Annotated in this window: 22 protein-coding genes, 2 tRNA genes and 1 pseudogene; 6 read left to right on the top strand and 19 right to left on the bottom strand. The window is 44.3% G+C overall.

Annotation, left to right across the window (positions count from 1 at the left end; genetic code table 11):
• Nucleotides 1–510: 510 nt before the first annotated feature.
• Nucleotides 511–2,253, top strand: a complete 1,743-nt coding sequence (gene mrdA, locus F6K53_RS23955) for a penicillin-binding protein 2 (RefSeq protein WP_366510756.1) — start codon at nt 511–513, stop codon at nt 2,251–2,253.
• Between the two features lie 107 nt (nt 2,254–2,360).
• On the opposite strand, the gene ispE is transcribed toward mrdA, so the two are convergent.
• The 14 genes and pseudogenes from ispE to F6K53_RS24025 form a co-directional block, all read right to left on the bottom strand.
• Complete coding sequence (gene ispE / locus F6K53_RS23960) at nt 2,361–3,311, bottom strand: 4-(cytidine 5'-diphospho)-2-C-methyl-D-erythritol kinase (RefSeq protein WP_293071163.1); 951 nt, start codon at nt 3,309–3,311, stop codon at nt 2,361–2,363.
• Nucleotides 3,280–4,128, bottom strand: coding sequence for a 16S rRNA (adenine(1518)-N(6)/adenine(1519)-N(6))-dimethyltransferase RsmA (gene rsmA / locus F6K53_RS23965; protein WP_293071165.1), 849 nt, complete (start codon nt 4,126–4,128; stop codon nt 3,280–3,282). Before rsmA ends, ispE begins: the two co-directional genes overlap by 32 nt.
• Nucleotides 4,129–4,504: 376 nt before the next feature.
• Nucleotides 4,505–5,470, bottom strand: a complete 966-nt coding sequence (locus F6K53_RS23970; RefSeq protein ID WP_293071167.1) for a CBASS cGAMP-activated phospholipase — start codon at nt 5,468–5,470, stop codon at nt 4,505–4,507.
• 37 nt (nt 5,471–5,507) lie between these two features.
• Nucleotides 5,508–5,873, bottom strand: coding sequence for a dihydroneopterin aldolase (gene folB / locus F6K53_RS23975; protein WP_293044580.1), 366 nt, complete (start codon nt 5,871–5,873; stop codon nt 5,508–5,510).
• 343 nt (nt 5,874–6,216) lie between these two features.
• A complete protein-coding gene (gene plsY, locus F6K53_RS23980) occupies nt 6,217–6,897 on the bottom strand; it encodes a glycerol-3-phosphate 1-O-acyltransferase PlsY (protein WP_366511364.1) in 681 nt (226 codons plus the stop codon).
• A gap of 86 nt (nt 6,898–6,983) precedes the next feature.
• Nucleotides 6,984–8,174, bottom strand: coding sequence for an RNA-guided endonuclease TnpB family protein (locus F6K53_RS23985; RefSeq protein ID WP_293018365.1), 1,191 nt, complete (start codon nt 8,172–8,174; stop codon nt 6,984–6,986).
• A 150-nt stretch (nt 8,175–8,324) separates the two neighbouring features.
• On the bottom strand, nt 8,325–9,569 hold the full coding sequence (locus F6K53_RS23990; RefSeq protein WP_293018366.1) for a DUF3086 domain-containing protein: 1,245 nt from the start codon (nt 9,567–9,569) through the stop codon (nt 8,325–8,327).
• A gap of 98 nt (nt 9,570–9,667) precedes the next feature.
• Complete coding sequence (locus F6K53_RS23995) at nt 9,668–10,852, bottom strand: transposase (RefSeq protein ID WP_293066888.1); 1,185 nt, start codon at nt 10,850–10,852, stop codon at nt 9,668–9,670.
• Between the two features lie 156 nt (nt 10,853–11,008).
• Complete coding sequence (locus F6K53_RS24000) at nt 11,009–11,398, bottom strand: DUF3119 family protein (protein WP_293018368.1); 390 nt, start codon at nt 11,396–11,398, stop codon at nt 11,009–11,011.
• 198 nt (nt 11,399–11,596) lie between these two features.
• Nucleotides 11,597–11,683, bottom strand: a tRNA-Ser gene (locus F6K53_RS24005).
• Between the two features lie 119 nt (nt 11,684–11,802).
• The gene (locus F6K53_RS24010) at nt 11,803–14,163 is read right to left on the bottom strand and encodes a ComEC/Rec2 family competence protein (protein WP_293066892.1); all 2,361 of its coding nucleotides are present in this window, start codon (nt 14,161–14,163) and stop codon (nt 11,803–11,805) included.
• The gene (locus F6K53_RS24015) at nt 14,163–14,642 is read right to left on the bottom strand and encodes a DUF4079 domain-containing protein (RefSeq protein WP_293066895.1); all 480 of its coding nucleotides are present in this window, start codon (nt 14,640–14,642) and stop codon (nt 14,163–14,165) included. Before F6K53_RS24015 ends, F6K53_RS24010 begins: the two co-directional genes overlap by 1 nt.
• 524 nt (nt 14,643–15,166) lie before the next feature.
• Nucleotides 15,167–16,048 carry a hypothetical protein gene (locus F6K53_RS24020; RefSeq protein WP_293066898.1) on the bottom strand — a complete coding sequence of 294 codons (882 nt, stop codon included), beginning with the start codon at nt 16,046–16,048 and terminating at the stop codon, nt 15,167–15,169.
• Between the two features lie 279 nt (nt 16,049–16,327).
• A pseudogene (locus F6K53_RS24025) lies at nt 16,328–16,456 on the bottom strand (IS200/IS605 family transposase); the annotation flags it as partial.
• A gap of 72 nt (nt 16,457–16,528) precedes the next feature.
• Here F6K53_RS24025 and F6K53_RS24030 point away from each other — a divergent pair.
• On the top strand, nt 16,529–17,368 hold the full coding sequence (locus F6K53_RS24030; protein ID WP_293066901.1) for an SGNH/GDSL hydrolase family protein: 840 nt from the start codon (nt 16,529–16,531) through the stop codon (nt 17,366–17,368).
• Nucleotides 17,369–17,497: 129 nt separating this feature from the next.
• On the opposite strand, the gene F6K53_RS24035 is transcribed toward F6K53_RS24030, so the two are convergent.
• The 5 genes from F6K53_RS24035 to F6K53_RS24055 form a co-directional block, all read right to left on the bottom strand.
• A complete protein-coding gene (locus F6K53_RS24035) occupies nt 17,498–18,826 on the bottom strand; it encodes a DUF2330 domain-containing protein (RefSeq protein ID WP_293066904.1) in 1,329 nt (442 codons plus the stop codon).
• Between the two features lie 40 nt (nt 18,827–18,866).
• The gene (locus F6K53_RS24040; protein ID WP_293066907.1) at nt 18,867–19,880 is read right to left on the bottom strand and encodes an RnfABCDGE type electron transport complex subunit D; all 1,014 of its coding nucleotides are present in this window, start codon (nt 19,878–19,880) and stop codon (nt 18,867–18,869) included.
• Between the two features lie 106 nt (nt 19,881–19,986).
• A complete protein-coding gene (locus tag F6K53_RS24045; RefSeq protein WP_293018377.1) occupies nt 19,987–20,124 on the bottom strand; it encodes a hypothetical protein in 138 nt (45 codons plus the stop codon).
• 134 nt (nt 20,125–20,258) lie between these two features.
• Nucleotides 20,259–21,170 (bottom strand): alpha/beta hydrolase, encoded by a 912-nt coding sequence (locus F6K53_RS24050; protein WP_293018379.1) that lies wholly within the window; start codon nt 21,168–21,170, stop codon nt 20,259–20,261.
• Between the two features lie 219 nt (nt 21,171–21,389).
• Nucleotides 21,390–22,115 carry a hypothetical protein gene (locus tag F6K53_RS24055; RefSeq protein ID WP_293018507.1) on the bottom strand — a complete coding sequence of 242 codons (726 nt, stop codon included), beginning with the start codon at nt 22,113–22,115 and terminating at the stop codon, nt 21,390–21,392.
• Nucleotides 22,116–23,040: 925 nt separating this feature from the next.
• On the opposite strand from F6K53_RS24055, the gene F6K53_RS24060 reads away from it, so the two are divergent.
• The 4 genes from F6K53_RS24060 to prmC all read left to right on the top strand — a co-directional run bounded on the left by F6K53_RS24060 (nt 23,041) and on the right by prmC (nt 25,666).
• Nucleotides 23,041–23,562 carry a GNAT family N-acetyltransferase gene (locus F6K53_RS24060; protein ID WP_293018381.1) on the top strand — a complete coding sequence of 174 codons (522 nt, stop codon included), beginning with the start codon at nt 23,041–23,043 and terminating at the stop codon, nt 23,560–23,562.
• A gap of 63 nt (nt 23,563–23,625) precedes the next feature.
• Nucleotides 23,626–23,699 (top strand) — tRNA-Pro (locus F6K53_RS24065).
• A gap of 255 nt (nt 23,700–23,954) precedes the next feature.
• Entirely contained in the window at nt 23,955–24,722 is a 768-nt protein-coding gene (locus F6K53_RS24070) for a Tic22 family protein (protein WP_293018383.1), read from the top strand.
• Nucleotides 24,719–25,666, top strand: coding sequence for a peptide chain release factor N(5)-glutamine methyltransferase (prmC, locus tag F6K53_RS24075; RefSeq protein WP_293018385.1), 948 nt, complete (start codon nt 24,719–24,721; stop codon nt 25,664–25,666). Before F6K53_RS24070 ends, prmC begins: the two co-directional genes overlap by 4 nt.
• Nucleotides 25,667–25,762 lie beyond the last annotated feature (96 nt).

The raw sequence follows: 25,762 nt of genomic DNA on the forward strand, positions 1-25,762 counted from the left end.
CGGTTTCTCTCCTTGGGTTTATTTTATCCTCCAACCTAAAAATACTCCTGCAGTAGCTAAACAGATCTGCACTGATCCAGTAGCTGAGGTGCAGAAGTAAATTGCTGGGTATTAGCCGTGACTAGGTATTAAGCTAATGGTAAGAGCTATTAGAACAGGGGCAAATCAGAGCCTCCTTAATCAAGGCTTTGGGGCAGATCTAGGTGAATTAGTGTGGGCAATCCCAAGGGCATATTCCAATTCTGCTCACTACACCCGGTCACCCTCAACCCCATACCCAGTTTTAACCGACAAGCTTGGGGCGTGAGTCCTGTTGTTTTGTTGTCAATTGTCAATCCTTAATTCTTAATTGAAAAGGGAGACTTATTCGGAATCAAAGCCAATAGGTTACTGGGATTGATCAGGTGACTATTCGCCTTAATTGCCCAATTCCGTGTTCTCCAAGTGCGATTCCCCATTCTCAGACCTCTGACGATGACATTAATTCAGCCTTCCTTATCTCCATTTGCAGTGCATCGATCTAATTCCCGCACTGTCGGACGCAAATACCAATCCGTAGTGATTATGGTACTGATTAGCCTATTCTTGCTGGGGGGAATTGCTTCCCGTTTAGCGTATTTACAGCTAGTTCAAGGGGAACGCAACCAACAGCTGGCAGAAAATAACCGGATTCGTCTGATTCCCAAGCCCCCTATACGGGGCAATATTTTTGACCGTAAGGGAAGAGTATTAGCTAGCTATCGGTTGTCTCACTCGGTATTTGTGTGGCCGATGGTTCTTAGGCAGGAGCAATGGCCCCAAACTCGCAAACGCCTGTCCCAAATTTTGAAGATACCAGACGCTGAGATTCAAAAGCGTCTGGAACAAGCGGGCTATAACTCTCCTTACCTACTTCGGATTGCCCGTGGTGTTACTCCCGCTCAAGTTACTGCCTTGGCTGAGTACAGCAATGAATTACAGGGGATAGAGGTGGATATTGATGCCTTGCGGTACTATCCCCATGGACAGCTATCGGCTCACGTTCTAGGTTATACTGGAGAGCTGGACTATGAAGAGCTGCAACGGCGTAAACCTGACGGCTACCGCCTCGGTGATGTGGTTGGCAAAATGGGGGTGGAGAAGTCCTATGAGCATCTGCTACGGGGAGAATGGGGCGGTCAGCAAGTAGAAGTTGATGGTGCTGGACGAGTCGTCAGGGTTCTGGGTCAGAAACAGGCACAAGCGGGTAAACCTATCCATATAACCATCGATATAGATGTGCAGAAGGCAGCCGAGGCAGCATTAGGCGATCGCAAAGGGGCAGTCGTGGCTATAGACCCCAACACCGGTGCTGTCCTCGCAATGGTTTCTCGTCCAACCTTTGACCCGAATATTTTCTCGACTCGCATCACCTCAGAAACCTGGCGAAAGCTACAAGGCAGAGGGAATCCGTTTATCAACCGGGCAATGCGAGGGTTTCCTCCAGCCAGTACATTTAAGGTGGTCACGGCTTCGGCGGGTATGGAATCTGGTCGGTATTCTCCCAAAACTGTTTTACAGACTTATCCTTACCTGTATGTCGGTGGTCATGCCTTTGGGGAGTGGAACCGAGCCGGATTTGGTCCAATGGGATTTGTGGGTGCTATGGCTTGGAGCAGTAACACCTTCTTTGGTCAAATCGGTCGAGGGGTTGGGGGGAAAACCCTGATTGAATGGGCTCGTAGATATGGCTTTGGTGAAAAAACTGGTATTGAGTTATCCGGCGAATCCAGTGGTTTGATAGTGGATGATGCCTGGAAGCGGAAAAACTACAATTGGGGATGGACCGTTGGGGATACCATAAATATGTCTATTGGTCAAGGGTTTACCCTAGGAACACCCTTACAATCCTCGGTGATGTTTTCTGCAGTTGCCAATGGCGGCTATCGGGTTAAACCCCACTTGCTCAAGAACAATCAGGATGCTATTAAAGGGCGAGTGTCCATCAATATGAAGCCATCAACGATTCAGACCCTGCGCCGAGGATTGCGAGCTGTGGTGACTGGGGGAACAGGAGCGGCATTGAGGGTGCCAGAGTTGCCTCCTGCCGCTGGTAAGAGTGGAACAGCAGAGGCTCCTCCTGGGAAACCTCATGCTTGGTTTGGTGGTTTTGCCCCCTATGATAAACCCGAGATTGCGGTTGTTGCTTTTGTGGAACATTCCGGCGGCGGTGGAGGTTCAGTGGCAGGACCAATTGTGCGCCAGGTGATGGAGGCTTATTTTAAACATAAATAGTCTTAATTATGTTTAATCTCTAGGAGAATCTGGTTAGTCATTTTCGACTCAGGATTAACCAACTCATGGCTAACCAACTCAGGATTAACCAACTCATGGCTAACCACTCAAGGTGTTGACATGATCTGAATTCCCTGACTCGATAACTTGGTCACCCAAAACTCCAAATCTGGGTCAGTAATCTCAATGCTTACTTTCTGTTGAATTTCCTGGGCTTGCTCCTGGGACTCGCACAGGGCAAATACCGTCGGACCGGAACCAGACATCATGGTTCCTATCGCACCACTATTCTCAAAGGCTTCCCGTAGTTGCAAGACTTGGGGGTGATTGGGTAACACCACTTTCTCTAAATCATTGCGCAATAGTTTTCCAATCTGTCCCCCATCCTTATTGAGGATTTCCTTAACCATCGGACCACTATGAAAACGATTAGCACGGGATTCTAAGTCCTCAGGCTCCCGGATATAGGTTTCCCCAAACTGATTCCGATAAGTCTGATAAGCCCAAGCAGTAGAAACCATGAGACTGCGGTATTTACCCAACACGACATATAGAGAATCTAGTCCCGGTAGGGCAGACAATCGCTCACCTCTCCCCAGAGCTAGAGCGGTGCCACCAGCAAGGCAAAACGGCACATCCGATCCAAGCTGTGCTGCCAATTGTTCTAATTCCGGGTGGGTTAATCCCAATTGCCACAACATATCGATTCCTACTAACACAGCCGCTGCATCCGTCGAGCCACCAGCTAGTCCAGCCGCTACAGGAATTCGCTTGTGGATAGTAATTTCCACACCACCCAAGTTAGCAAAATACTCAGGAAACTCCTCCCACATCAAGGCAGCTGCTTTATAAGCGAGGTTGCTTTCATCCGTTGGCACTTCGGGATGATGACAGTGGACTTTAATCTCCTGTGTACCAATGGCACGGATGTCGATTTGATCAGCTAATTCGATGCTTTGGAGAATCATTGCGAGTTCGTGATAACCATCACCCGCATCACCGAGGATTTCCAAATACAGATTGATTTTAGCTGGGGCATTTAGGGAGTATGAATGCATTCTTTATGGTGATCTGATTCGCTAGGGCTATCCATTGAGCAACACTAAGGTCTTCGGCTCGGGCTTGAGGGCTTATTTCTAATTGTTCCAGCAATTGGGTGATGCGATCGCGTTCAATTACAGATTTTAAATTATTGCGCAACATTTTACGTTTGCTGCCAAAGCCCAGTTTCAATAGTGTCTCCAAGCATCTGGGGTCAGAAGCTGGTGGTTCGGCTAGGCTCGGATGTAAGCGCACCACAGCAGAATCCACCTTGGGGGGAGGAGAGAAGGCCGACCCAGGGACATCGCAAATCAATTCACATTCGGCGAGATACTGCACCCGCACTGATAATGCCCCGAATTGTCTACAACTGGGTTTGGCATATAACCGCTGAGCGACTTCTTTTTGCACTAGCAGCACGATTAAATCAAACCCTGGCACAGCTGGCTGAGTAATAGTACCTAGTAACTTTTCCAGAATTGGACCGGTGATATTATATGGGATATTGGCAACAACTTTATTAGGTTTTTGTAAATTAGAAAAGTTAGCTAACAATGTATCTAACTCTAGGGATAGAAAGTCCCCTTGCAGAAGTAAAAAATTATCTATCTTACCGAGTTTTTTTACTAAAAATCGGCACAAGTCTCGATCAATTTCTACCGCCACTACAGACTGAACAAAAGGCAGTAACCGCTGGGTAAGAATGCCAGTACCCGGACCAATTTCTAGAATGCGATCGCTTTTTTGTAAATTAGCGGCTGTCACGATTTGGTTGAGTGCCTCCTCGCTACGCAGCCAATGTTGAGCAAATTTTTTACGAGCTTTTAACGTCATTGCCCAATTTTATAGCATTTATCAATTCGGTCCCCAATTGGTAAGCTATCAGCGTGTCGCTTATCAGTTATCAGCTAATGCGCTACAGATGGTGCTACTTGAGGTGCTATCAGCGTGTCGCTTATCAGCATATGCTTACCTTTCAATTATCATTAATCTGGAACTATTAAATTCTCCCTAAAGAGGTTTATTTTAACCACCTCAATTCCCGTGAGCTTTTAGCTGACGGCTGACGGCTGACGGCTGACGGCTGACTGCTTACATCACGTCTAATTGGGTTGATACCATAAATGTTAGTTTTTAATTAACCACTAACAAGTAACCAAGTTCCTTGAATTATCAGTAGTAAACCGACCAACAAGATTTTAAAGGTTCCTCAATGGATTTTCAGGAAGTTCTGGAACAAACCTTGGTTTTGCCAGGCGTAATTCTTAGCAACACGCTTTAACTTGGCAATATTGCTCCGAGTCGCATCATCCATTGTGTCATTAGTGATTTCCGGTTGTAGACGCAGGTAACGAGAAACTGTTGCATCTTCGGATTCTAAGCTACCCATCAACTCTTTGGTAATATACCGGTGAATGTCAGAAGGAGCATCAAATAGCACTTCAATCAATCGTCCTTGCCATCCCCATTGTCCCAATCCCCAGCCTTTAGCTTTTTCCCAAGGAATGGAGCGGTTGGATTCTCCTGTGCCAATCGAGATTATAGAAATTTCCTCAAGGGAATGATTTAACCGGATCGCTTCAGCTAATGCACAGCTTGAGGGATTATTCGCCCCAACCCCACCATCAATTGCCGAGTAAGTCTTGCTTTGAGTCTTGAGCTGATGGGCTGGAAAATAGGTGGGGGCAGATGCGGAACAGACACAGGCTTCCCATAAGGGAACATCAAAATAATCTTTGTCTTCACGCCAGCTTTTAAAGACAATCGGCATGCGACTAATGGTGTCGTAGGCTGTGATCAACAGCCGAGGTGAATCGTAGATATCCGACAGTTTGGTCGTCCCAAACTGTTCTTTCATCACCTCAATTAACCCCTGATTGGAGTGTTTAGGAGCAGAAAGACCATACTGAAGGATCACCTTAAGCCGCTTTAGTGAAAAACGGCTGGTGTAGCGGAAAATCCTTTCCCCTTTCTGTTCATAAAGTCTAATCATCTCCCGACTGGGGATGCCAGTGGCAATCCCGGCAGCCAAGATTGAACCAGTGGAGGTACCTGCAATTAAATCAAAATACTTGTTGAGGGGCTGGTTAATCTCTTTCTCCAATTCTGCCAAGATTACTGCTGCGATAACGCCCCGAATACCACCGCCATCTAAGCTGAGTATGCGAAAAGTCATGATCCCCCTAAAAACCCACGATGTTGAATTATTCCTCCTACCTATTGTGACGGGTTCTAGTCACTTCCAGGGTGATATTACCTCCAAAATCTGGAATCGGGGCACCAGGTTTGCTTAACTGCACCTGAACTTGCTCCACCTTATCGAATTCTAGAATCGCATTAGCAATTTGAACTGCCAATTTTTCGATCAGGGCACATTTTGAGGTTTTAACCAAATGCTTGACAGTATCAATAGTTTGCCGATAATCCATGGTATCCCTAAGGTCATCACTTTCTCCCGCAGGGCTTAGATCTAGCCACAGGGTCAGGTCTACTTCAAACCACTGTCCTAGGGTCTGTTCTTCCGGTAGGTAGCCAGTGTAACCGTAGCAGCGAATATTGCTCAGTTTAATACAGTCCATCATTTGTCAAGTTTTCCCTCATCTATGCTTTATCACCAAAGTCAACGATTGCCATTAGCGCTACTACTTTGGGTTAATCGCTTTTAAAATCTAATGTTTAAAAATGAGAATTGCTGGAATTTACTACCAGAATTTTTGTCTCAATTCAACCCCTAGCATACAACGATATCTCTTGCTGTGCTTTCACCCTTCGTTCTCTTGGTGCGCGTTCACGCTTGTCGGGACACCCGACCGGGGTCGCACCGCGTCGCAAAAAGTGCGGTGTTGCACCGCTGCCTAAGTCCGCTCCTTTATTAGATTTGTACCCAAGCAATCCATAACCAGGGACTTGTGTTTTATAGTCTTAGTCTGTTCCAGTCTCTAAGGATACTGCTGGAGAAAGGGGTTTCCCGATTTGGGGTTCGGTACCTGTAAGTAGACGCTGGATGTTACTGCGGTGACGGATGATGACATATATGCCAGCAGCAATACCAAATAGCTCATAGGCAAGAGGAGCTTTGGTAAGGTACATCAGTAGGGAAACAGCGATCGCACCAGCAATGGAACTGAGAGAGACAATACGAGAAATGGCCAAGACTACTGCAAATACACCTACGGTTCCTAACCCTACAGGCCAAGACATGGTGAAGATAACACCTATACTGGTCGCAACGGATTTACCTCCGGTGAAGTTTAGCCAAATGGATTTACTATGACCAAAGATAGCAGCAAACGCAGCTAATGCCACTAACCAGGGTTGCCACGTTTCAGGCAGTAGGGAAACTTGTGTCAGGGTATAAAAGCCATTGACTAGACTAATAGCAGCTACTCCTTTCAAGGCATCAATCAGTAATACCACCACTGCTGGTCCTTTGCCCACAGTTCTCAATATATTGGTGGCACCGGTGGAGCCAGAGCCATGCTCACGAATATCAATATCTTTAAGCCAGCGTCCTGCTAGGTAACCAGTAGGCAGGGAACCTAATAAATAGGCTGAGATTACTAGTAGCCCACTCCAAGTTAAGTTAAGTACCATTGGTGTCATGTTGAAAATTTTCACAAGATCCGGCATTGACATCCTCCCGCCGCTAAATCCGGCGATTATAGCGGGGGATTCCTAAGACTCACGACTTAGGTTTCTGCTTCCTTCTCCCTTTTTTTGGAGTTTTTCGCACCAGCCTTCCGAGACTTACTCTCCTCGGGTCTTACGGTCGCTCCACAGACTGACACGGCAAGCCCTGCCGCCAAAATATTAATTGATGCGTTGATATCGCGATCGTGGTGAGTATTGCAAGATGGACAATCCCACTCTCGAACATTTAACGGTAAAGATTCGACGCGATTCAAGCACACAGAACATAACTTGCTACTGGGAAACCATCTGTCAATTGATACAGCTTCACGGTTGTACCACTCTGACTTGTATTTGATTTGACGGATTATTTCTGCCCAGTTAGCATCACTAATCACCAGCGCTAATTTGTGGTTTTTGACCAGATTTTTCACAGCTAAGTCCTCAAACGCAATCAATTGGTTTTCTTTGACCAGTTTAGTAGTTAGCTTGTGGGTAAAATCCCTTCTAGCGTCCTTGATTTTTGCGTGTATCCTGGCTACCTTCAATCTGGCTTTGTAGCGATTGTTAGATCCTTTCTGTTTCCGCGACAAAGCTTTTTGGTATTTAGCCAGTTTTTTCTTGAGCTTTTTAAAATGCTTTGGGTTAGCAATCTTATCTCCGTCACTGGTTGTAATTAGGCTAGTAATTCCTAGATCAAAACCAACTCGTTTATCCGTGGTAGGTAAACTCAAGTCTCTAGGGTCATTGAACCTGATCGAGACATGCCAACGATTGGACGGATCTAAACTAACTGTAACGGTACTTGGATTGCAGTTTGCAGGTAGCTGACGACTCCAGCGAATAGGCAAAGGTTCTTGACATTTAGCTAGATATATCTGACCATTTTTCCATTTAAATGCGGATTTTGTGAATTCCGCACTACCACCATTCCGCTTTTTCTTGAAGTTTGGATATTTAATGCGACCTGCAAAGAAGTTCGTAAAAGCAGTTTGAAGATGTCTTAATCCCTGTTGAAGTGGAACAGAGCTAACTTCATTTAAAAAGAACAAATCATCCTCTTTCTTCCATCCTGTCAACATTGAGGAAGTTTCTTTATAGCTGACTCGTTTTTGGTGCTCGTACCATCCTTTTGTTCTAGCGTCCAAGGCTTTGTTGTATACAAGTCTTACGCAGCCTAGAGTTCTCCTTAACAGAGTCTCCTGTTCAGGGGTTGGGTAAAAACGGTAACGGTAAGCTTTTTCAGTCATGCTTACATTTTAAAGCGTTCCGTGTAAGATGTCAAGGGGAGGTGCAGCGCACCTAGCAATTCATGAGGGGCTGTGTGCGGAACCTGCGTCCGCACTTTATACGCCCCGTCTCCCGCTAACCCTACCGGTATAACGGGAGTATTCTTGCTCTTAAGGATAATCGTCATAGGTATACATCTGCCGAGGATCAGGTGCAAAAGCCAACCATAGGGGAAATTGCAATAATGAGAGACTGATTTTATCTTCGGTTTCGTCAACAATGATTAAGGCTAACTGATCCCGCTTGATCAGTCGTTCCGCTTTTTGAACCAGGGCTATTGGATCTTCAAATAAAACAACTCCCCGTTCTGGACCAAAATCACTACGGGATATTCCTAGGCAGTCCTGTAATCCTCTGCGCCATTCTCCCAGTCGTTCTGGGGTGTTGGCAAGGACAAGAGTACGTAGGCGATTGTCGTATAGTGTCCGCAACACGGATATAACCGCTGAGGCAATCAAAACATTTTGTAAGCGGCTCCCCATAGTTTGCAGCGCACCACGACCACCTTGGGAAAAAAACCACTGAGACACTTTTTCAGCGTGAATTGGCTCAAAGGTACGACGCAGTTGCCAGGGAGGACCATAATAATCTGGCATTTTGCGATATTGATCCAACAGCTGACGAATCTGTCGGACTTCGTCTTTAAAGGCTTGTTCGGCAAATTGTGGGTTGCCTCTGGTGGGGGGTGGTGGGGGTTCTTCTAATGCTGGCCGTGGTGTTTCGGTTGGCGGCTGGGAGAGTTCCAGTTGTTCAGCAGCAGCAGCTAGGTCTTGTAAGGAGCCAACCAAATAATCTTTAAAGCCTTGAACCCGAATGGCTAGCTCTTGAGATACACCCGCAAAACTGGTGCGCATTTCTTCACGAATGCGTTCCCGGCGGCGTTCTAATTGCTCAATAGAAATTTGCAACTTTTGCTTGCGTTGCTCCAGTTCGGTCAGACCTTCAAGTATCATCCGCTCCACAACTGCTTGGGTGGTTCCCAATTCCTTTGAAACCAGTGACTGTTCATGGTTTTGCAGATGGGCAATTCTCTGTCTCAACTCCTGTTCTTTTTGCTCAAGTTCAGCCACAGTTTGAGCTAAGCTAGCCATTTTTTTTGCTTGATCTGAAGACTGCCCTAGTTGAATTTGACTTACTTTCTCCTCCTGCAGCGGATCACTTGACTGTGTGGCTTTAGCTTTGTCATGGTCTGATAGGGTCAGAGAAATGGGAGGAAGGTCGGGAGCTTGAGAGTTATCCCTAGGAGTAGCCCTATCCTGATTTGGCAAATTTGACTCCTGTGAATTATATAATCCCTTAACTGCTTGGTTTTTATCTTGCTCTTGTTCTGGGTTTTGTGGGTCTTCGGAATTCATTTAAACTGATTTCTTAATAACTTATTCACTAACTACCTAACCTCTACTCTATACTTTGAGGTAATTGACACTCCCCACGGTTGTAAACCGGGGGATTCTTACTTCACAGATTCAACTTGCTCAACCAGGTCGGAACCAAGAAAAGTAGAGGCCAAATCTCCATAAGCGTTTAATAAGGTTTCGGTGTGCCCCACCGTACCCAAGGCTGTTTTGAGGATATTGATTGCAGCATTGTGGTCTCGATCCAACTGACAACCACACTTACAGACGTGAGTTCTAGTTGAGAGCGACTTTTGAACCACTTCGCCACAATCAGAACAGTTTTGGCTAGTATAGGCAGGATTTACTGCGACAGTTATCCTGCCAAATTTATTGCCAAAATACTCTAGCCATTTTCTGAATTGATACCAACCTGCATCATTAATAGACTTGGAAAGACAGTGGTTCTTTACTAAGTTTTTAACTTTTAGATCTTCATAGGCCACCAAGTCGTTAGACTGGACTACGCAACGTGCAAGTCTCTTTGCATGTTCCTCACGCTGCCTACTTATTCTAAGGTGTGTTCTACCTAGTTTATTAATGGCTTTTTTGCGGTTGGCAGAGCCTTTATTTTTTCGGGATACTCGACGTTGATAGAACTTTAAGAGTTTTTCACCCGTTCTGTAAAATCTAGGATTGGGTTCAGCTAACCCTTCGGAATCAGTATAAAAGTCTTTTAGCCCGACATCTAAACCAATAGTATTTCCTGTTGCTTCTAGTTGATCGTGGTTGTCTACTTTAAGGCAAAACTGAACATAATACCCATCAGCCCTTTGGACGATCCGAACCCGCTTAATTTGCTTATTGTCGAATCGCCACAAGTCCCAGGTACCCTTGAGTCTAACCTTACCTATCCCTTTTTTATCCCTAAATACAATCGACTTCTGATCAGGGGATAATTTCCAACCGGATTGCTTATATTCAACGGAGCGACAATGCTTCTTGAATCTGGGATAACCTTTTTTGCCTGGCACCTTCTTCTTACAGTTGTCATAAAAGCGTTTAATTGCCCGTTCTACGTTTTCTACAGAAGCTTGACAGGCATGACTATTGAGTTCTTTTACAAAGTGAAATTCATCTCTTAACTGAGTGTTATAGCGATAGAGTTCTTTCTTGCCGATACCTCGATTGTCCATCCAGTATCGAAGCACTTTGTTTCGGACAAAACGAGCTGTCCTGATCGCTTCATTTATTGCTAATTTTTGAGGCTCTTTTAGGACAGCCTTGAACTCCATAACCAACAATTAAAATCACCTCCTTAGGTTATTTACATTACTTTACTTACTATCATAGTCGATATTATAACGCAACAGTTCCCAAACAGTTAGGGAATAAATTCCTGTTCGGGCTAACCCCATAAATGGAATTTAGGTGCTTGCGCCCTCATGGTTTTCGGTCAGTTAGATTTTAGGGAAGTGTTCTTCTAGGCAAGTTCGTAGCAGCTTTGGGTCAAAGAGAATTGGTATAAAGTGAATGCTTTTGACTTCTGAGAAATAAAACAAAATCGGTACTGATGTCCAGAAGATTTCCCAATTTTGCCATTCCTGATAAGGAAAACGCCGGATCAGGGTCTCGGAGCGATAAATATCCAAGGCGGTTTCAGTAAATTGCAGGCGTATGGTTACGGCCTGAAACAACAAGAACAACCCAAACAATGCGATCGCTAAACTTACCCAGGGTTGTATGAGCACTATTGTCACTGCAGCAACAATCAACACTATAGGCAGTGTATAACTTGGAGAGAGTTCAACGGTTGATGTTGATTTTGGAGAATAATCAGCAGAAGTCACTTCGCTTAAATCCCGAGCTGATAAAGATGAATCAATATATGAATATAATTTAATTCTAAGCCTATATTCCCAACTTCTTCGATCTTCCCAAGTTCTTCTATGGGATTTAACGGGATGACAGTTACCTGATCTTACCTACTACCAGTATCTAGCACATCCCTGAGTAAGATTGACCAAAAATTCAGTTAAATCCCTGTACGGAGAGGGGGGGATTCGAACCCCCGATGGCTTTGACACCATAACAGATTTCGAGTCTGCCACCTTAAACCACTCGGACACCCCTCCATGATCTAATCAAGCCGCACCCCAGACTTCATCTGAAATTTGAACACAAAACCCTGGAATTTGTCAAGCCTTCCTTTTAAAACTCGCCTGTTGCTGGGTGGTCAATGATGGAATCACCATCAAGGAACATCAATGTCTATCTCAATATCTTCAACAGTAGTCTTAAAACCACCATCCGGTGTCCACTGGATAGCACCATCACGGCCTGTCCAATAGAGGGTCATCTTAGCATTGCGCATTAGCTTCGCCGTGTAGGAATCCACTACATTCGATGATGCGATCGCAATTTTTGGCTGCAGGGCATCGAGGAATTCTGGCCTCAGACTTTTTCCCGACCACCAAAGTACTTGTAGGTCAGGGAAACTGATGGTTTTGGCTAACTGTTTTTGGACGCCTGGTTTGAGATCTCCTAGGAGTAACCAATTTTGGTCAATGATGCGCATCAGCAACACTGGTGGTTCAGTGTTGACTAATTCTATTGATGTAGAGCCAAAAGAGAGTATTTCACCCACTGGAATTGGTTGGTAGTTCGCCTCCCTAGAGGCTACTGCACTAGCGATAGAGTTACGGGTGACAATATCGTTCCAATTTTGAGCCTGAGACAATGGTCGTTGTAAATCAGTATTATCGTAGAAGGTCTCGATCGGTAAACTACCTAAAACCTGAACCCAACCACTTCTGAGTTGGGGCTGCTTGTCTAGAGCAACCGCCCAATTAATATGATTGATACCTTGCTTTTGCAGAAAAGGCAGCACTGTAAACCTTACTGTATCAGGGTTGCCACTATTGACCAACGTTACTTGTCCCTGGTCTTGAATCACTAAAATTTGGTCATTTCCTGTAGCTAGCACTGTAACTTGAAACAATTTTGACGCTTGTTGCCATTGGGGCAACACCACCACAGTGACAGCAACTAGACTAATCAGCCACCAACGAGGATGTAACCATTTAATCAAGCAAGCTAGAGCAATTAGCCCGTAGAGGAATAACAGTTGCCCTAGGGAAATTTTGCCCACCGCTACAGAACTTCCTGGCAACTGATTGAAAAATTGCACTAGTCCCATCAGTCCATGGGTTGGGTAATACAGTAACCAAGCCAGTCCACTTCCTGCTGTTGGCCAAATTAGTCCTGCCAAGGCGCTGACAATTCCACCCAAAGTGATTATAGAAATTAGGGGTGTAGCAATAACACTAACTGGTATAGAGTAGCTGGCAACAACTTGAAAAACATACAGTTGCAGGGGTAGAGTCCAAACTGCTGCTGCAATTGGCACAGCAACTAGGGATGCGATCGCAGGTGGCAACCAATCCAAACGTTGGATAATCTCTGGTGCAGTGATTAGTAATCCTAGGGTGGCCAGAAAGCTCAGCTGAAATCCCAAATCCCAGATCCACAAAGGATTAAATAGGAGTAACAGTGTTGCTGCTAACAAGAGTGACCCTAAAGGCTTCACTTTCCGTGCCGTCACTAAAGCAATTAGGGCACCTACCCCCATCAGAGCCGCCCGCATTACCGATGGCTGTAGTCCAGTTAATGCCACGTAAATTAACAGTACACTCAAGCTAATACTGAACTGCTTTCCTTTGCTTAAACCCCTGGTAACGGCTAAGACAAAACCCAACAGCAAAGATACATGGAATCCAGATGCTGCTAAGGTATAGGCTAACCCAGCCTGAATAAATTGATCGCGGATATCGTAGGGCAAATCAACAGCACGACGTCCTAAAACCATTGAACTGACTAACGGACCTGTGGGAGAGCCTAAAAAGCGAACTTGGGAACGGATAATACGTTGTCGCAGTCTCCACCATCCCCAGGGTTTGCCAATAGTTTCCTCATCAAAGTTTATTTGACGCCCACTCAAACCAGCAAAAGCCCCTTGACGAGCAAGATAGGCTCCAAAATCAAAGGCTCCGGGATTAGTCACTGGCTTGGGTTTATATAAAACCCCAGTTACGCTAATTATCTGACCTGGGTATAAACCAGTTCCTTGAAGTAATGGCACAGTTACATACAACTTGCCTGTCACTCCTTGACTTATCGCTCCCCCATCTTCGCGACTTTCAATTTCAGTTAACTGAGTAGCTTGTAACCAAAATTGTGTACGCTGATTTCGGGTCAGGCGAGGCATACTCTCCACTTTGCCTTCAACCTTAAACAGTTGCTCTGGAGCAATGCTATTGGTTGAGGGGACATATTCGCTAATGTCATTCAGTTCTGGTTGTGGTACCCGCAATTGAAAATAGACCACCGCCAAGGCCGAGATTAGTCCTGCTGCTACCCATAATCTTGGTTTTGGTCCTGTGCGCCAGAACCTGGGGAATGCGATCGCAGCCACTATCCCTGTGACAACCAATCCTGTTACCAAAGCTCTGTACTCTTGCCAGGGAATCTCACCAGTCGGTAAGTTGAGAATCCCTGTAGAAAGTAAGCCGAGAATATAAGCAAGACTTATTACTGTACCACTGGCAGGCTTCATTAGATCGATAAACCTAGCCTTAAGCCCAAAACAACATGAAGCAATAGCAGGCAAAGTGGCGTACTTCCTAAGTAAGCATGAACGCTACGCATCAATGCTTTGTTCCCGCCAAAGCCAGTCAAGGCAATCACCCCATTAGCAGCCAGCAAAATCAGTACGATAGATCCTGTCCAAAAGTGTGGGCTTTCTAGAATTGGTTGATACTGCATTACTAGAGACAACACCCCACCCGTGTAGCCACCTGCGATAAAAATGAACATCCAGGGTGCTATTTTTCGATGATCACTGCGACTCTGTAGTGCTATTTCAGGATCAGATACTACTCGGCCACGCCATCCTGCTATTCCCACAAAGCTACCCATAATCAATACCACAATTCCCATCATCAATGGGTGTCCCCAATGCACCACTGGCTCAGGAATACCTAAAATCCTAAATTGGTTAGCAATTGGTTCTAACAGCTGACTGAAATTTCCCACCGGTGTAAAACTATCCTCTCGATTAAGGTTGACCTAGCTTAAGTAACCATCTTTGTAGCATATTCAGAATTTGATTGGGCAAGAAACTCTCAACATGCCCAGATAGTGATGTTTAGATTCCTTGACACTTGTCTCAAACGAGGAAACAGAAAATTCAAACACTCGCAGCTCAACGTGAACAAAGGCTCACACCAGATCCTAGAAGACTGGTATGAGCCTTTGCTTGTCCCTAGTGCCAAGGAGACGCAGGGCTTTAGCCCCAGGGCAAAGCCATCTAAATTTTTTTTGACAAATGACTAAGACTATGGATCGAATACTTGAAAGTACACCGCTAAGGGGATCTCCGAGAGATACCCATTTGTTAGAGGGCGATGCGGAATATCCGACACTACGGGAACGCTTACTAGCTGATTATTGAAAATAAATTAATCACCCACATTCCGCACCCCGCCACTGTCACTATTGTTTTTGATTAGGATTACCCTGGCCAATTTAAAACTATTATATATCAAAATTAGTATTTACTAATTTTTTTCTGTCGCTAACGTAGCTTTGGAGTTTTTTTGAGCAATGCCTTTACTATAGACAAGCCAGGTAAAGATGACTAATCCAGCTTCGGTTCCTACTAAATCGTGAAGGATATGAAATAAAGCATTGAAAGTCACTTGTGGATCAGTATAGGGATTCCCTCCAAACTTATCTAGAAGAAACACAAACGTTAAATTGACTCCAACTGAGAAAATTGGTAAAAGAATAATTTTCCAATCTTGGAGTATTTTATAGCCTCGATAGGTCAACACACCCAAAACTATAGTAAGTGCAATATAAATAGGAATCTTAAAATTATCGTTACCGGCTTTATAACCTAAAGGGTACAAAATTGAAACAACTAACAGACTAATCGCAAACACAATATTAATTAAATTGGTTATTATAGTAGTCTTTTCCACTAAACCATCGGCCCACAGCGCAAATGCTGAAATCAAGAAAAAGTAAAACATGAAATTCAGCATCGTAAAATCGTTTTGATAATACCAGCATTGGGTGACATGCCAACCAATTTCTGAAGCGATCGCCACCATCACAAAAGCTAGCCCCAGTTGAGACGCAAAAATACTTCTCGATGGCAGTCCTAAGTTTTTTAAACTGTTGTAAAAAATTCTCATCGCCAGAGGGATGATGGCAAAAACCAGCACGTGGGTGATAATTAATCCCAGTTTCCAACCATCGACTATACAGGTTCTAGAGGGGTCTGTCGGGGATTCTGCGATTCCGGGCAATGTGGCGAGAATATAGCCAAATCCAGCTAAACCAATTAAGAAGCAGAGTGCAGTAAACCCTAAGTTAGTAGTAAAAATCTTGCCATCGTTATTTTCGTGGGATTTAGTAAATTGCTTTGAAGACATTCATACAGCTCCTGCTCATAGACAACTAAAACAAATCGCCGAAATCCCTGGAGGAGTATCCCCACAGCCTAATACCAACTACTAATTCTCTCACAATAACTATCCCTGGAATCTAATAGTTAAGATAAATTTTAGGTTATCATTGATAAATGTTAAGTAACCATCAAATTTATAATGATTGCGTTACATATCTTTGTTAATATATAGATTGCTTTACAAGTGTGATGGGTAAATCCCCTGTACTTTAGTCGAGGGATATAAGCGAACAGATAAATTGATTCATCCGTGATGGGGGTCGCTAATGTACACTAAAACTTTCTGAGTGCTAATCTTGCCAGTGGTGTCAAACATATACGAAGGTGTCCATAAACTTGGCAATCTCAACAGGTCTGGAAATTATTGTCTAAGCAATAATGATCTTCGTAATTGGTTTGTTCATTGCTGTTACTGTACCTCACGCTTACTAGGAAACGTTATAGTATGAAGCAAAAATTTTACCCAAAATTGACCTTAATCGCTGCTTATTGCATCAGTCTATTTGAGTTTTATACCACTGCAGAGGCGCTCACCATCGATCAATGGTCTCTCAAGATTATGCCTTTAGGAGACTCAAACACTCGTGGTAAAGCATTGGATCGAGCCGGATATCGAGATGACCTGTGGGCCTTGTTTAAAGATAATGGCTATAAAGTAAATTTTGTCGGTAGCGCTACCTCAGAAAATCCCGAAATAGTTTTAGGGCAAAAGAACACATATGTGTTTGATCAAGACCATCAAGGGCATGGGGGATTTGCCATAGCTGGTGTTGGAGCATCCAATGCGTGGTCGGATTTAAACTCCGAAATAGAAGATTGGCTGAAGCAAGCAAGACCGGAGATTGTCTTATTAATGGCTGGAACAAACGACATCCTTTTTCAGAATGAAAGCCCTGAAGATACGGTCAATGAAATGATTTTACTCATTGATAAAATTCTCGCCTGGTCAGATCAGGTATATTTGTTTGTCTCTTCAATTCCCCCGATTAACCCCTCTGCACTTAAAGATGGTACTATCAAGAATCAGAAAGCAGATAAATACAATAATCTATTGGCAAATTTGCTGACAGTAGAAAGTTATAAAAACAAGAACATTAGATTTGTTGATAACCGCAATCTATTCACCCCTGAACACATGCTTGAGGATGATATTAACCTAACCCCAGAGGGTTACAAAAAGTTGGCTCATGCTTGGTTCAAAATGATGCTCGGCATCGGTACCAGGGAAAAGCAAGATAATATTCCTATAGATGTTCCCGTTGAGATCGAGATCTATAGTAATTGAGAAAAAAATCTGTAGCTGTTGAGACTACAAAATCCCTCGCTATGATCACTTCCGGTAGGGTTTGCTCATTGCTGTTACTGTACCTCACGCTTACTAGGAAAGGCTATAACAAGTAACGATTTCTATAGTTTACCAAAGATGTCTCCACCAAGGAATAGGCTTAACATCAGGAAAATCGATTTTATTGCGGATTTCATCAATATCCCATCCAGTCAACTTAGCTAAGGTTTGAGCTTCCTGTTGCAATCGTCGATTTAAGGATTGTTGATAGTCAACTCCTGCCTTACAGCTCATCTCCCCAGTAAACGGATGACGAAGGATATATCGTCCCTGAAACAATTCACGATTGGACGTTTCCTGGAATATCAAATCTTCTGGGAAGGTATCACGGGTATAGCGAACATGGAGGCGAGTGATATAAACATTATTATTGGGTCTTCTATTGGCTCTTCCCGAGTTTAGCCAAAAGACACCTGATTTCCGGAGCTCTTCCCAATTGAGGGGGTTAGCTGAACATGGGTCACAACTAGCCATATTCCAAGCATATTCAACAAAAGCTACTTTTTTCCCTTCACTCTCGTAAGCAGTTTGGAACATAGCAGTGTAAAAATCACCAAACTCTGTTTTGACAAATACCGGAATTTCAGTATTAGAAGGAATCTTCACCGTGCGGTAGTTTGTAATTTCAGTCTGACCTCGGGGTGATAAGACATAGACAATCAGGTCTTGCTCACCGGTAGCATTCATCATCCCTAAGCGAATGGGCAGCATAAATCGGGGAGACTCGTAAGCCATCTGGAGGGGTCGCAACCGTTGGTAGGCAGTTTTGTCAAATTCCTCCAGATTGACTTTGGCAACGAAAAATTTCATATTCTGGCGGATGTAGGGTCGCAATAGCCGATTTGCTCCCCGTGGAATTTTGTAACCGTTGCGTCTAAGCCAGGTTTCTAAACCTCTAGAGTCCTTAGCACTGAGGATAAGAATGTTATATTCTCCAACTGAGAAGCGCTCTTCTACCGTGACACCTAAAGCACGATCATCAGTATTCCTTGCCCTTGTGCCACTTCTTGGACCACCTAGCCGTGGTGCTGCAGTTTCGGGATACTTTCGGTTATCGGCACAGGGGTCTGGGTCAAAATATTCCACTAGTCGAGGTGCACTAAACTGATCGAGGCGTTCAATAATCTTAGGGTCACCTACATTCACCTGTTCTCGCTGAAGCACCACAGGAACTGGGACAACCATAGCAAAGTCTTTAACATCTCCTTGATAGTCATTTGCCATGGTTAAAACAGTGCGATCGCCATCCCGAGCAATTACCACTTGAGAGGACTGGTTATATAGTTGAGTATCAGCTTTGGCGACATAAAACCCACAAAAACCCCAGGCTTTTTGTGCCAAGCACAAACTCACGAAAACCGTTATAAAAATAGTACTTATAACCCGAATAATTTTCATTTTTATTAATTTTTTTGTCTTTAACTAAAGTTACTTAATGTCATTCAACAAAGTCACTATCATCCCAGGAAAATCTCGTAGATGACCAGATAAAATCCAAAAGTACGCTCAAAGGGGATAGGGCAAACAACGCCCAGAAAATAGCAGTAGGCATGAAGAATTGATTGCGCAATATAAAAGTGAGTAAGGCAATACACACCGCCCAGAGCAATCGACTAATCGGTGCATTAGGGATTGAGCGAGGGTCGGTTAGCATAAATAGGGCAAACAGTAAGAAAGACCCACTCATCAACCGATGGCAAAATACATCCCAACTCCAGCCAAGCCAGAGATTTCTAATCCCTTCTAAAACGGCATAAGCACCCAAAAACGCTGCCGTTGTATCCCATCGTCCTACCCGTTTTAACACCATACTCCCAGTGCCCGCAAATAATAGACCATACCAACCATCATCCCCCCACTGTCCGGGAGAAACCCAAGCATCATTGGTTAGGATAAGAACAGCAATAATTCCAAAATTGGCTGGATTAAAAAAATGCTTGCCCTCAACTCGGAAAATAAATTTACTCAAAATTCCTAGGGAGCCAGCTAAAACAATAGTGCTATAGTTATCAGCTCGCAGCAGAAGACTCAAGCTTAAAGCTGTAATCATAGCACTTTTTAGGGAAGGGGATTTGGGAGAACTGGCGATAGTAGCATCATTATCCTGGGGGCAATTTGGTTTTTTTCTCAGCAGATTAAGAATTGTTTCTAAGGTTTGAATTTTGCACCATTCAAGGGTAGTTTGGAAAAAGGGTTTCGGATTAAAACCCAAAGGGAGGCAAAGGAAAGGGAGGCCAAGGAAAGAGAGGCTGAGGTCCCCAGAGTTTTTGATTGCGGATCTGTGTTTGGGGTTTGACCAAAGAAATGCTGCTAACCACTGAGTTAGTAGGCAGCTGACGATTACAACTAGAATCAAGTCTGGTCTTAGTGTCCAGTCCCGAGTGCTGATGCCCAAGACTAGGAAAATGGAGAGAAACAGAATTTGATTGTTTCGGGGGTCTTGTTGCCACATTATCTACGGATTCTGATCCGACTTTTAAAGTAATCAGGGCGCTCTGTATGGATCAGGTTTAACACAAAAAAAGACGCTAACTCTACCAAGACTAATGCCAGAGCGGTCAGGAAATGTTTACCCGCTGCCAACACCAGGCTACGGGAGCGATCGCACCATACTGTACAAATGCCTTTACAAATGCCTTTACAAATCCCTTTACAAATGCTATATAGCTACTATTTTTGAGTGGTTCATCGGGCATGATATCAAGTATAGTGGTCAGTTAACCATTACCCATTACCCACTCCCCTCAATTATTCCATCATTAATGGATAATTCTCTAGGTTATAAATTAAGAAAATTTTAGTTAGATGGCCAGATAATTGCCAATTGTAATTAACTATAATTAGCCAAAATTTGACGAATTTGATCATCAATAGTCTCTGGTTTCTCCACCATCGCCATATGTCCACATTCACCAATTTCAATCACATTGTCCCCACAGGATTGAAAGAGACTGTGAAAACTAGCAAGATGACGCACATATTTCGGTTCCATTACCTTATCCTGAGTACCAGCAATGAAATAAACAGGTTGTTTGAGTCGGAAAACCACCTGAGGTAAGCGATGCACCTCGGCTTCTGTGGTGGAATCTAGTAACGTCCTCAGTGCAGCTTCCGCGTTAGCAGTAACAAAATCAATAACCCGTTGACGTCCCCATTTCCGGGCAATAGGACGCGCTACCTGGGCCCGGGTAAACAGTAAGTCCAGTAAAGGGACATAACACAACCAACGGGGACGACGTTTTACCAACTGCTCACCAGCCAGCCGAAAGCGCTCAAATTCTTCTTTAAGATAAATCCCACCACCAGCATTAAGACAGATTACCCCTTGAATCCTCTGAGGCAGCAAATAGGCACCCCATATAGCAATGCTACCCCCTAGGGAATGACCAACCAACCAAGCCTGCTCGATTCCCAGTTTTTCTAGCAGGATGCCCAAGTCCTGAGCGTAGGCCGCTAAGGTATAGCGGTCAGTGGATGAAGCCGTAGTCTCAGGAAATGGTGATTCCGAGTCGGGGTTCGATGTTGAGCTTTGAGTGTTATGAATTTGGGACTGGGATTCACCGAATCCGCGCAGGTCATAGATCAGACACTGATACTGCTGTGACAACCTATAAATTAGAGGTTGCCAATAGCTACGGCTTAACAGCCAGCCGTGGATGAAAACTAGAACAGGGCAGGATGATTGAGTAGGAGGTGTTAATTCGTAAGTATGGGATACTCCTAGGATGTTAATGGTTGCCATACCTTGATCTTATCGAAGAATTAACAGGATAGGAAATTAGTCAGTGATTTGAATCACATCTTGTTTGTCCTTACTTGATAAAGTAGGCAGGGTGATGGACTTAGGCACCAAGAGCCTTAAAGCCCGGTTTCTGGTTATAAATCAAAGGCTGAAATCGTTGTAATTACGTTAATAAAGTGGGTTTGCGGCATAAGTCCTGTGCTTGTCACCCCTTGATGACTAAAACACTTGACCTAGTAATCGCCGCCGAATACTTTCAGCAATTTTTTGACCTAAATAATCGGGAATCAAGTTTCCGTTAGGGCCTAGTAGGTAAAGAATCAGCCGGGTTCGTCCCCGCCACACCAGCAAGTTGGCATTGACCACCAGTAAATCCTCTTGCCATATGGCGTACATAACTTTGTAAAATAATCCAGGTTGGTTATTTGCCTCAATTAACAGCGCTGGTAGATGAAACACTGGGTCTACATAAAATTCTGTTTCTACCTGCTTCAAGCCAGCATCGAGATTAAATTCCACTGCCAGCATTTGTTCCACCTCAAAGCGCCCTGCCAAAGCCTCCCTCAGGGCACGGCAGACATTTTCTGAGGTTTTGTGGGTCAGCGCTTTCCGGTTACGAGACACCACCAGTTTCATAAATACCAGCATTGGGGCACTAATTTGACCATAAAGACTGAGACTGTGGATAGTCAGTCCATAGGCAGTCAGAACCCCAAAAATGTCACTGAGCAGAAAAGACTCATTGCGGTAAGCAAAATGCAGGACACTTTTTGAGCCTTCTGGTTTGATCTCAATTACAGCATGTTTGCTTTTATAGAGTCGGTAAGCCAGTCTGAGGTTGTGCAGTTGGATCTCACTACTGACAAACTGTTCATAGAACTTAGGAAACGCTCGGTTGAAGCGTTTCAGGATTTCTTGTTGGGATGATTTCCAACCCACAGTGATCGATAGGGGTAGGTGGCTATTCTTATTTATCAAAAGGTGCGACCCGTGGCGAATTAAATTCGCCAAGTAAGAGCGCACCTGAGCTTTTTGAGTTAACACAACCCGGATTGCTTCTAGGGAGACTTACAAAAATACTGATAAAAGAGCCTTAAATGTATATATAGATAGAGTTTAACATTGATTTGCTTGATTTATTGATATATATGGCTTTGAGCCCCCAGGCAACAACAAGTGCGGATCTGATTCATTTCTGATCAATCATGCTGATTAGCCTAGTCTAACTAATCTTCCCCAACTTCCCCACCTTCGGTAGCTTGCCGACTTTGATTGTCTTGATGCAATAGCGAGTGGTTTTGGATCTGTGTGTTAAGACATAACCGCCGGATGGGGGAGCCTTATTTCATGTAACTTAAAATTATTACTCATAGCCTATCGCTTATAAAGGCTCCCCTCTCCTTACGGTAATTCAAAGGAAACCTGCGTCCGCACCGCTGTTTGCCCCGTAGAAACCACGCCAGTCGCTCATGGTGGGAACCCCCTTTGGCCGCGCTGGCTCCCTTTGACCGCGCTGCATCGCTTGTTGATTTTAGATTCGCCTAAGGGCTCAAATGTGTCCCCTCCGAAGAATCTTACCCTGTCTTGATTCAGCGGGGTCTTGAGGGAATGCTAGGATAGGAATTTAGATAGGAGGCTTAATTGTGGTATTATCATTTGCACAAAGAATTAGTTTCAGATCAAGGTAGGTCGGGTATGATAGTTTTCCTGGTGGAGTAAAACCAATAGATCAAATATCACTTTCTGTTTTTTGAAACATTTAAGTCTGGCTCTGGTTGACCGAGACCCAGAACGTCTGAGCCGTCAGGGAAAGAAGACCATTACCAGTCCAAGTAGCTCACAATTATGATAACGCCACTGTCACACCTGCATGGGTTTTTGGAAAAGCTTCTTTAGCAGTTCTGACACTGCTTTGCCTCAAACACGAACTGAAGGAGATACCGTAGAAGGTGTAAAATATCGCACCGACGGTGCCTCACGGGTATTTTTCAGTACAACACGGGAAATTGACCTGTACGAATTGGAAGAACTTTGTGATGCTGTTGGTTGGTCTCGGCGTCCTTTGCGCAAAGTTAGGAAAGCCATTCAGCATAGCTTTTTGGTTACTTCTATGTGGTACCAGCGAGGTAACACGAGGCGCTTAATTGGCTTTGCCCGTGCCACTTCTGATCATGCTTTCAATGCCACAATCTGGGATGTAGTGGTTCATCCAGATTTCCAAGCCAAGGGACTGGGTAAAGCTTTGATGAGATATATGATCAAAAAATTGCGCAGCCAGGATATTAGCAATATCACCTTATTTGCCGATCCTCAAGTAGTAAGTTTTTACCGTAAAATGGGATTTATGCCTGACCCAGAAGGTATTAAAGGCATGTTCTGGTATCCAGATTAATCTCGAGTACACACAAAGTGCCAAAAGTGAGTTATAGTAGTTATACTACTTAGAGGTAGCATCCGGGATGTAGCGCAGCTTGGTAGCGCGCCTGCTTTGGGAGCAGGATGTCGCAGGTTCAAATCCTGTCATCCCGATTAGAAATTCATCAGTCAGTCAGTTAACCAGTCAAGACACTAGGTTAAAGTCAGTGGAGCTTGATAAGATTCAGGTGCAGAGGCATTAAACGCCCCCAATCAGCTAAGTTGACATGCCACGTCAAGCTATGATCGACAAGAATGACTTGAAGATCTGCTTCTACTGGAGGTTAGTGAGGTGCGTTCAGATCTCTCAGTCAGCAGGGTATTCTAGTTGTAACAGGCTCTTCTTCGTTAAAATTAGAGGTAATTTCTATGAAATCATTGTTCCGTTGGGGCACAACATTAAGTTTAGTAGGGAGTGCCTTACTAGGCTCAGTGACCGCAGAAAATTTACCGGCACTAGCTCTGACCGAAGAGCAGGTAAGAGAAAAGTTGAGACGTGTCCCTGTATTTGCAGTTACTGATACTAAAGGTTCGCCACTAGTAGCCTCAATTCCAGATCAGCAAGATCAAAAGAAGACTACCTCAGTGGCAGGTGTGTTTATTAGCCAAGGAGATGCTAATGCCTTTGTACAGCGTTTAAAGCAGCAAAATCCTGAACTAGGTAGCAAGGTACAAGTAGTGCCTGTATCTTTGATGGAAGTTCATGAGCAAAATCAAAAGAATCGCACCGTTCCCGATGGTTTAAATTTTGCCTACATACCAAACCAAGAGCAGTTAAAGCAGGCACAAGCGATCTGGAACCAAAATGGTCAAGAAAAAAAGCCATTTCAGGGGGTACCGCTGTTTGTGGCAAAAGAAGCTAGCAATAGCGGATACCTAACCATTCAACAAAATGGGGTCTCATCAATTCCGTTCTTTTTTAACAAAGAACAATTGCAGAGTATAGTGAACCGCTATAAGCAGCAAGACCCTAACTCCCAGGTTAAGATAGAAGTAGTGCCTCTAGAGGGCGTTATTCAAACCTTACAGGAGAGCAATGATCAGCAGCTAGAGAAAATCGTACTAGTGCCATCCCAGGAATCCATTAAATTTTTGCAAAGTTTGCCCCCAAATCAAGGCCAACGTCCAAATCAATGATTATGGATCAGCGGTGGGTGGTCTCGGGAAAAGAACTCTGGCAGTGGCGTCAAGATGCCTGCAAGTCTGCCACCGAGGCAGGTGTTCCTACAGCCGAAGTGGACTGGTTGCTAAAGGAGGTAGCTGAGCTTGACCCATTAGTACTGCGCTTGGAGTCATGGCAACAGTGTTCCTTTTCAGGGAAAGCCACTGAAAACTCAACTATTCAACTTTCCCAACCTCTAGCTGTACTAACCCAACTCTGGCAAAGGCGTATCCATCAGCGATGCCCAGTTCAATACCTAGCTGGGGTTACTCCTTGGCGTCATTTCTCCTTGAGAGTTTCCCCAGCTGTCCTGATTCCCCGCCCAGAAACTGAATCCCTGATTGATTTGGCGGTCAATGGTGTAGCTATGAGCTCTACACCTGACTTATCATCAGGACACTGGGCGGATTTGGGCACTGGTAGTGGAGCGATCGCTTGTGGACTGGCAGAGGTATTTCCCCATGGGAAAATTCATGCCGTTGATTGCACTCAAGAAGCCCTTGCCATTGCTCAACTTAATGCTCAACAGTTGGGCATGGCAGAAAAAATTAAGTTCTACCATGGTTCTTGGTATTCACCTCTAGAAGCCTGGAAAGGTCAGTTAAGTGGTATGGTGGCAAATCCACCTTATATACCTAGTAACTCCCTCAAACAGCTACAACCAGAAATATACTACCATGAACCCCATATTGCCCTCGACGGTGGCAGGGATGGTCTAGACTGTATCCGACAGCTGATTGAGATGTCTGGGGATTATCTGCGCCCAGGCGGTGTTTGGTTAATTGAAATGATGGCAGGACAAGCGGACAAGGTTGTTCAACTACTACAAAACCAGGGCAGTTACTCTCAGATTCAGATATTTCCCGATTTAGGAGGTATTGACCGCTTTGCTCTAGCTTATAGGAAGTATGAAGTATAAACAAGGTATGGATGAATGCCAATAGGTAAAAAGCTTTGGATAATTTCCGCAAGCTTTTACCTTTAACGTTATAGCTTCTTCTTTTTAGTGTGCTGG

The sequence above is a fragment of the Moorena sp. SIO4A1 genome, from assembly GCF_010672065.1.
Lineage (GTDB): Bacteria > Cyanobacteriota > Cyanobacteriia > Cyanobacteriales > Coleofasciculaceae > Moorena.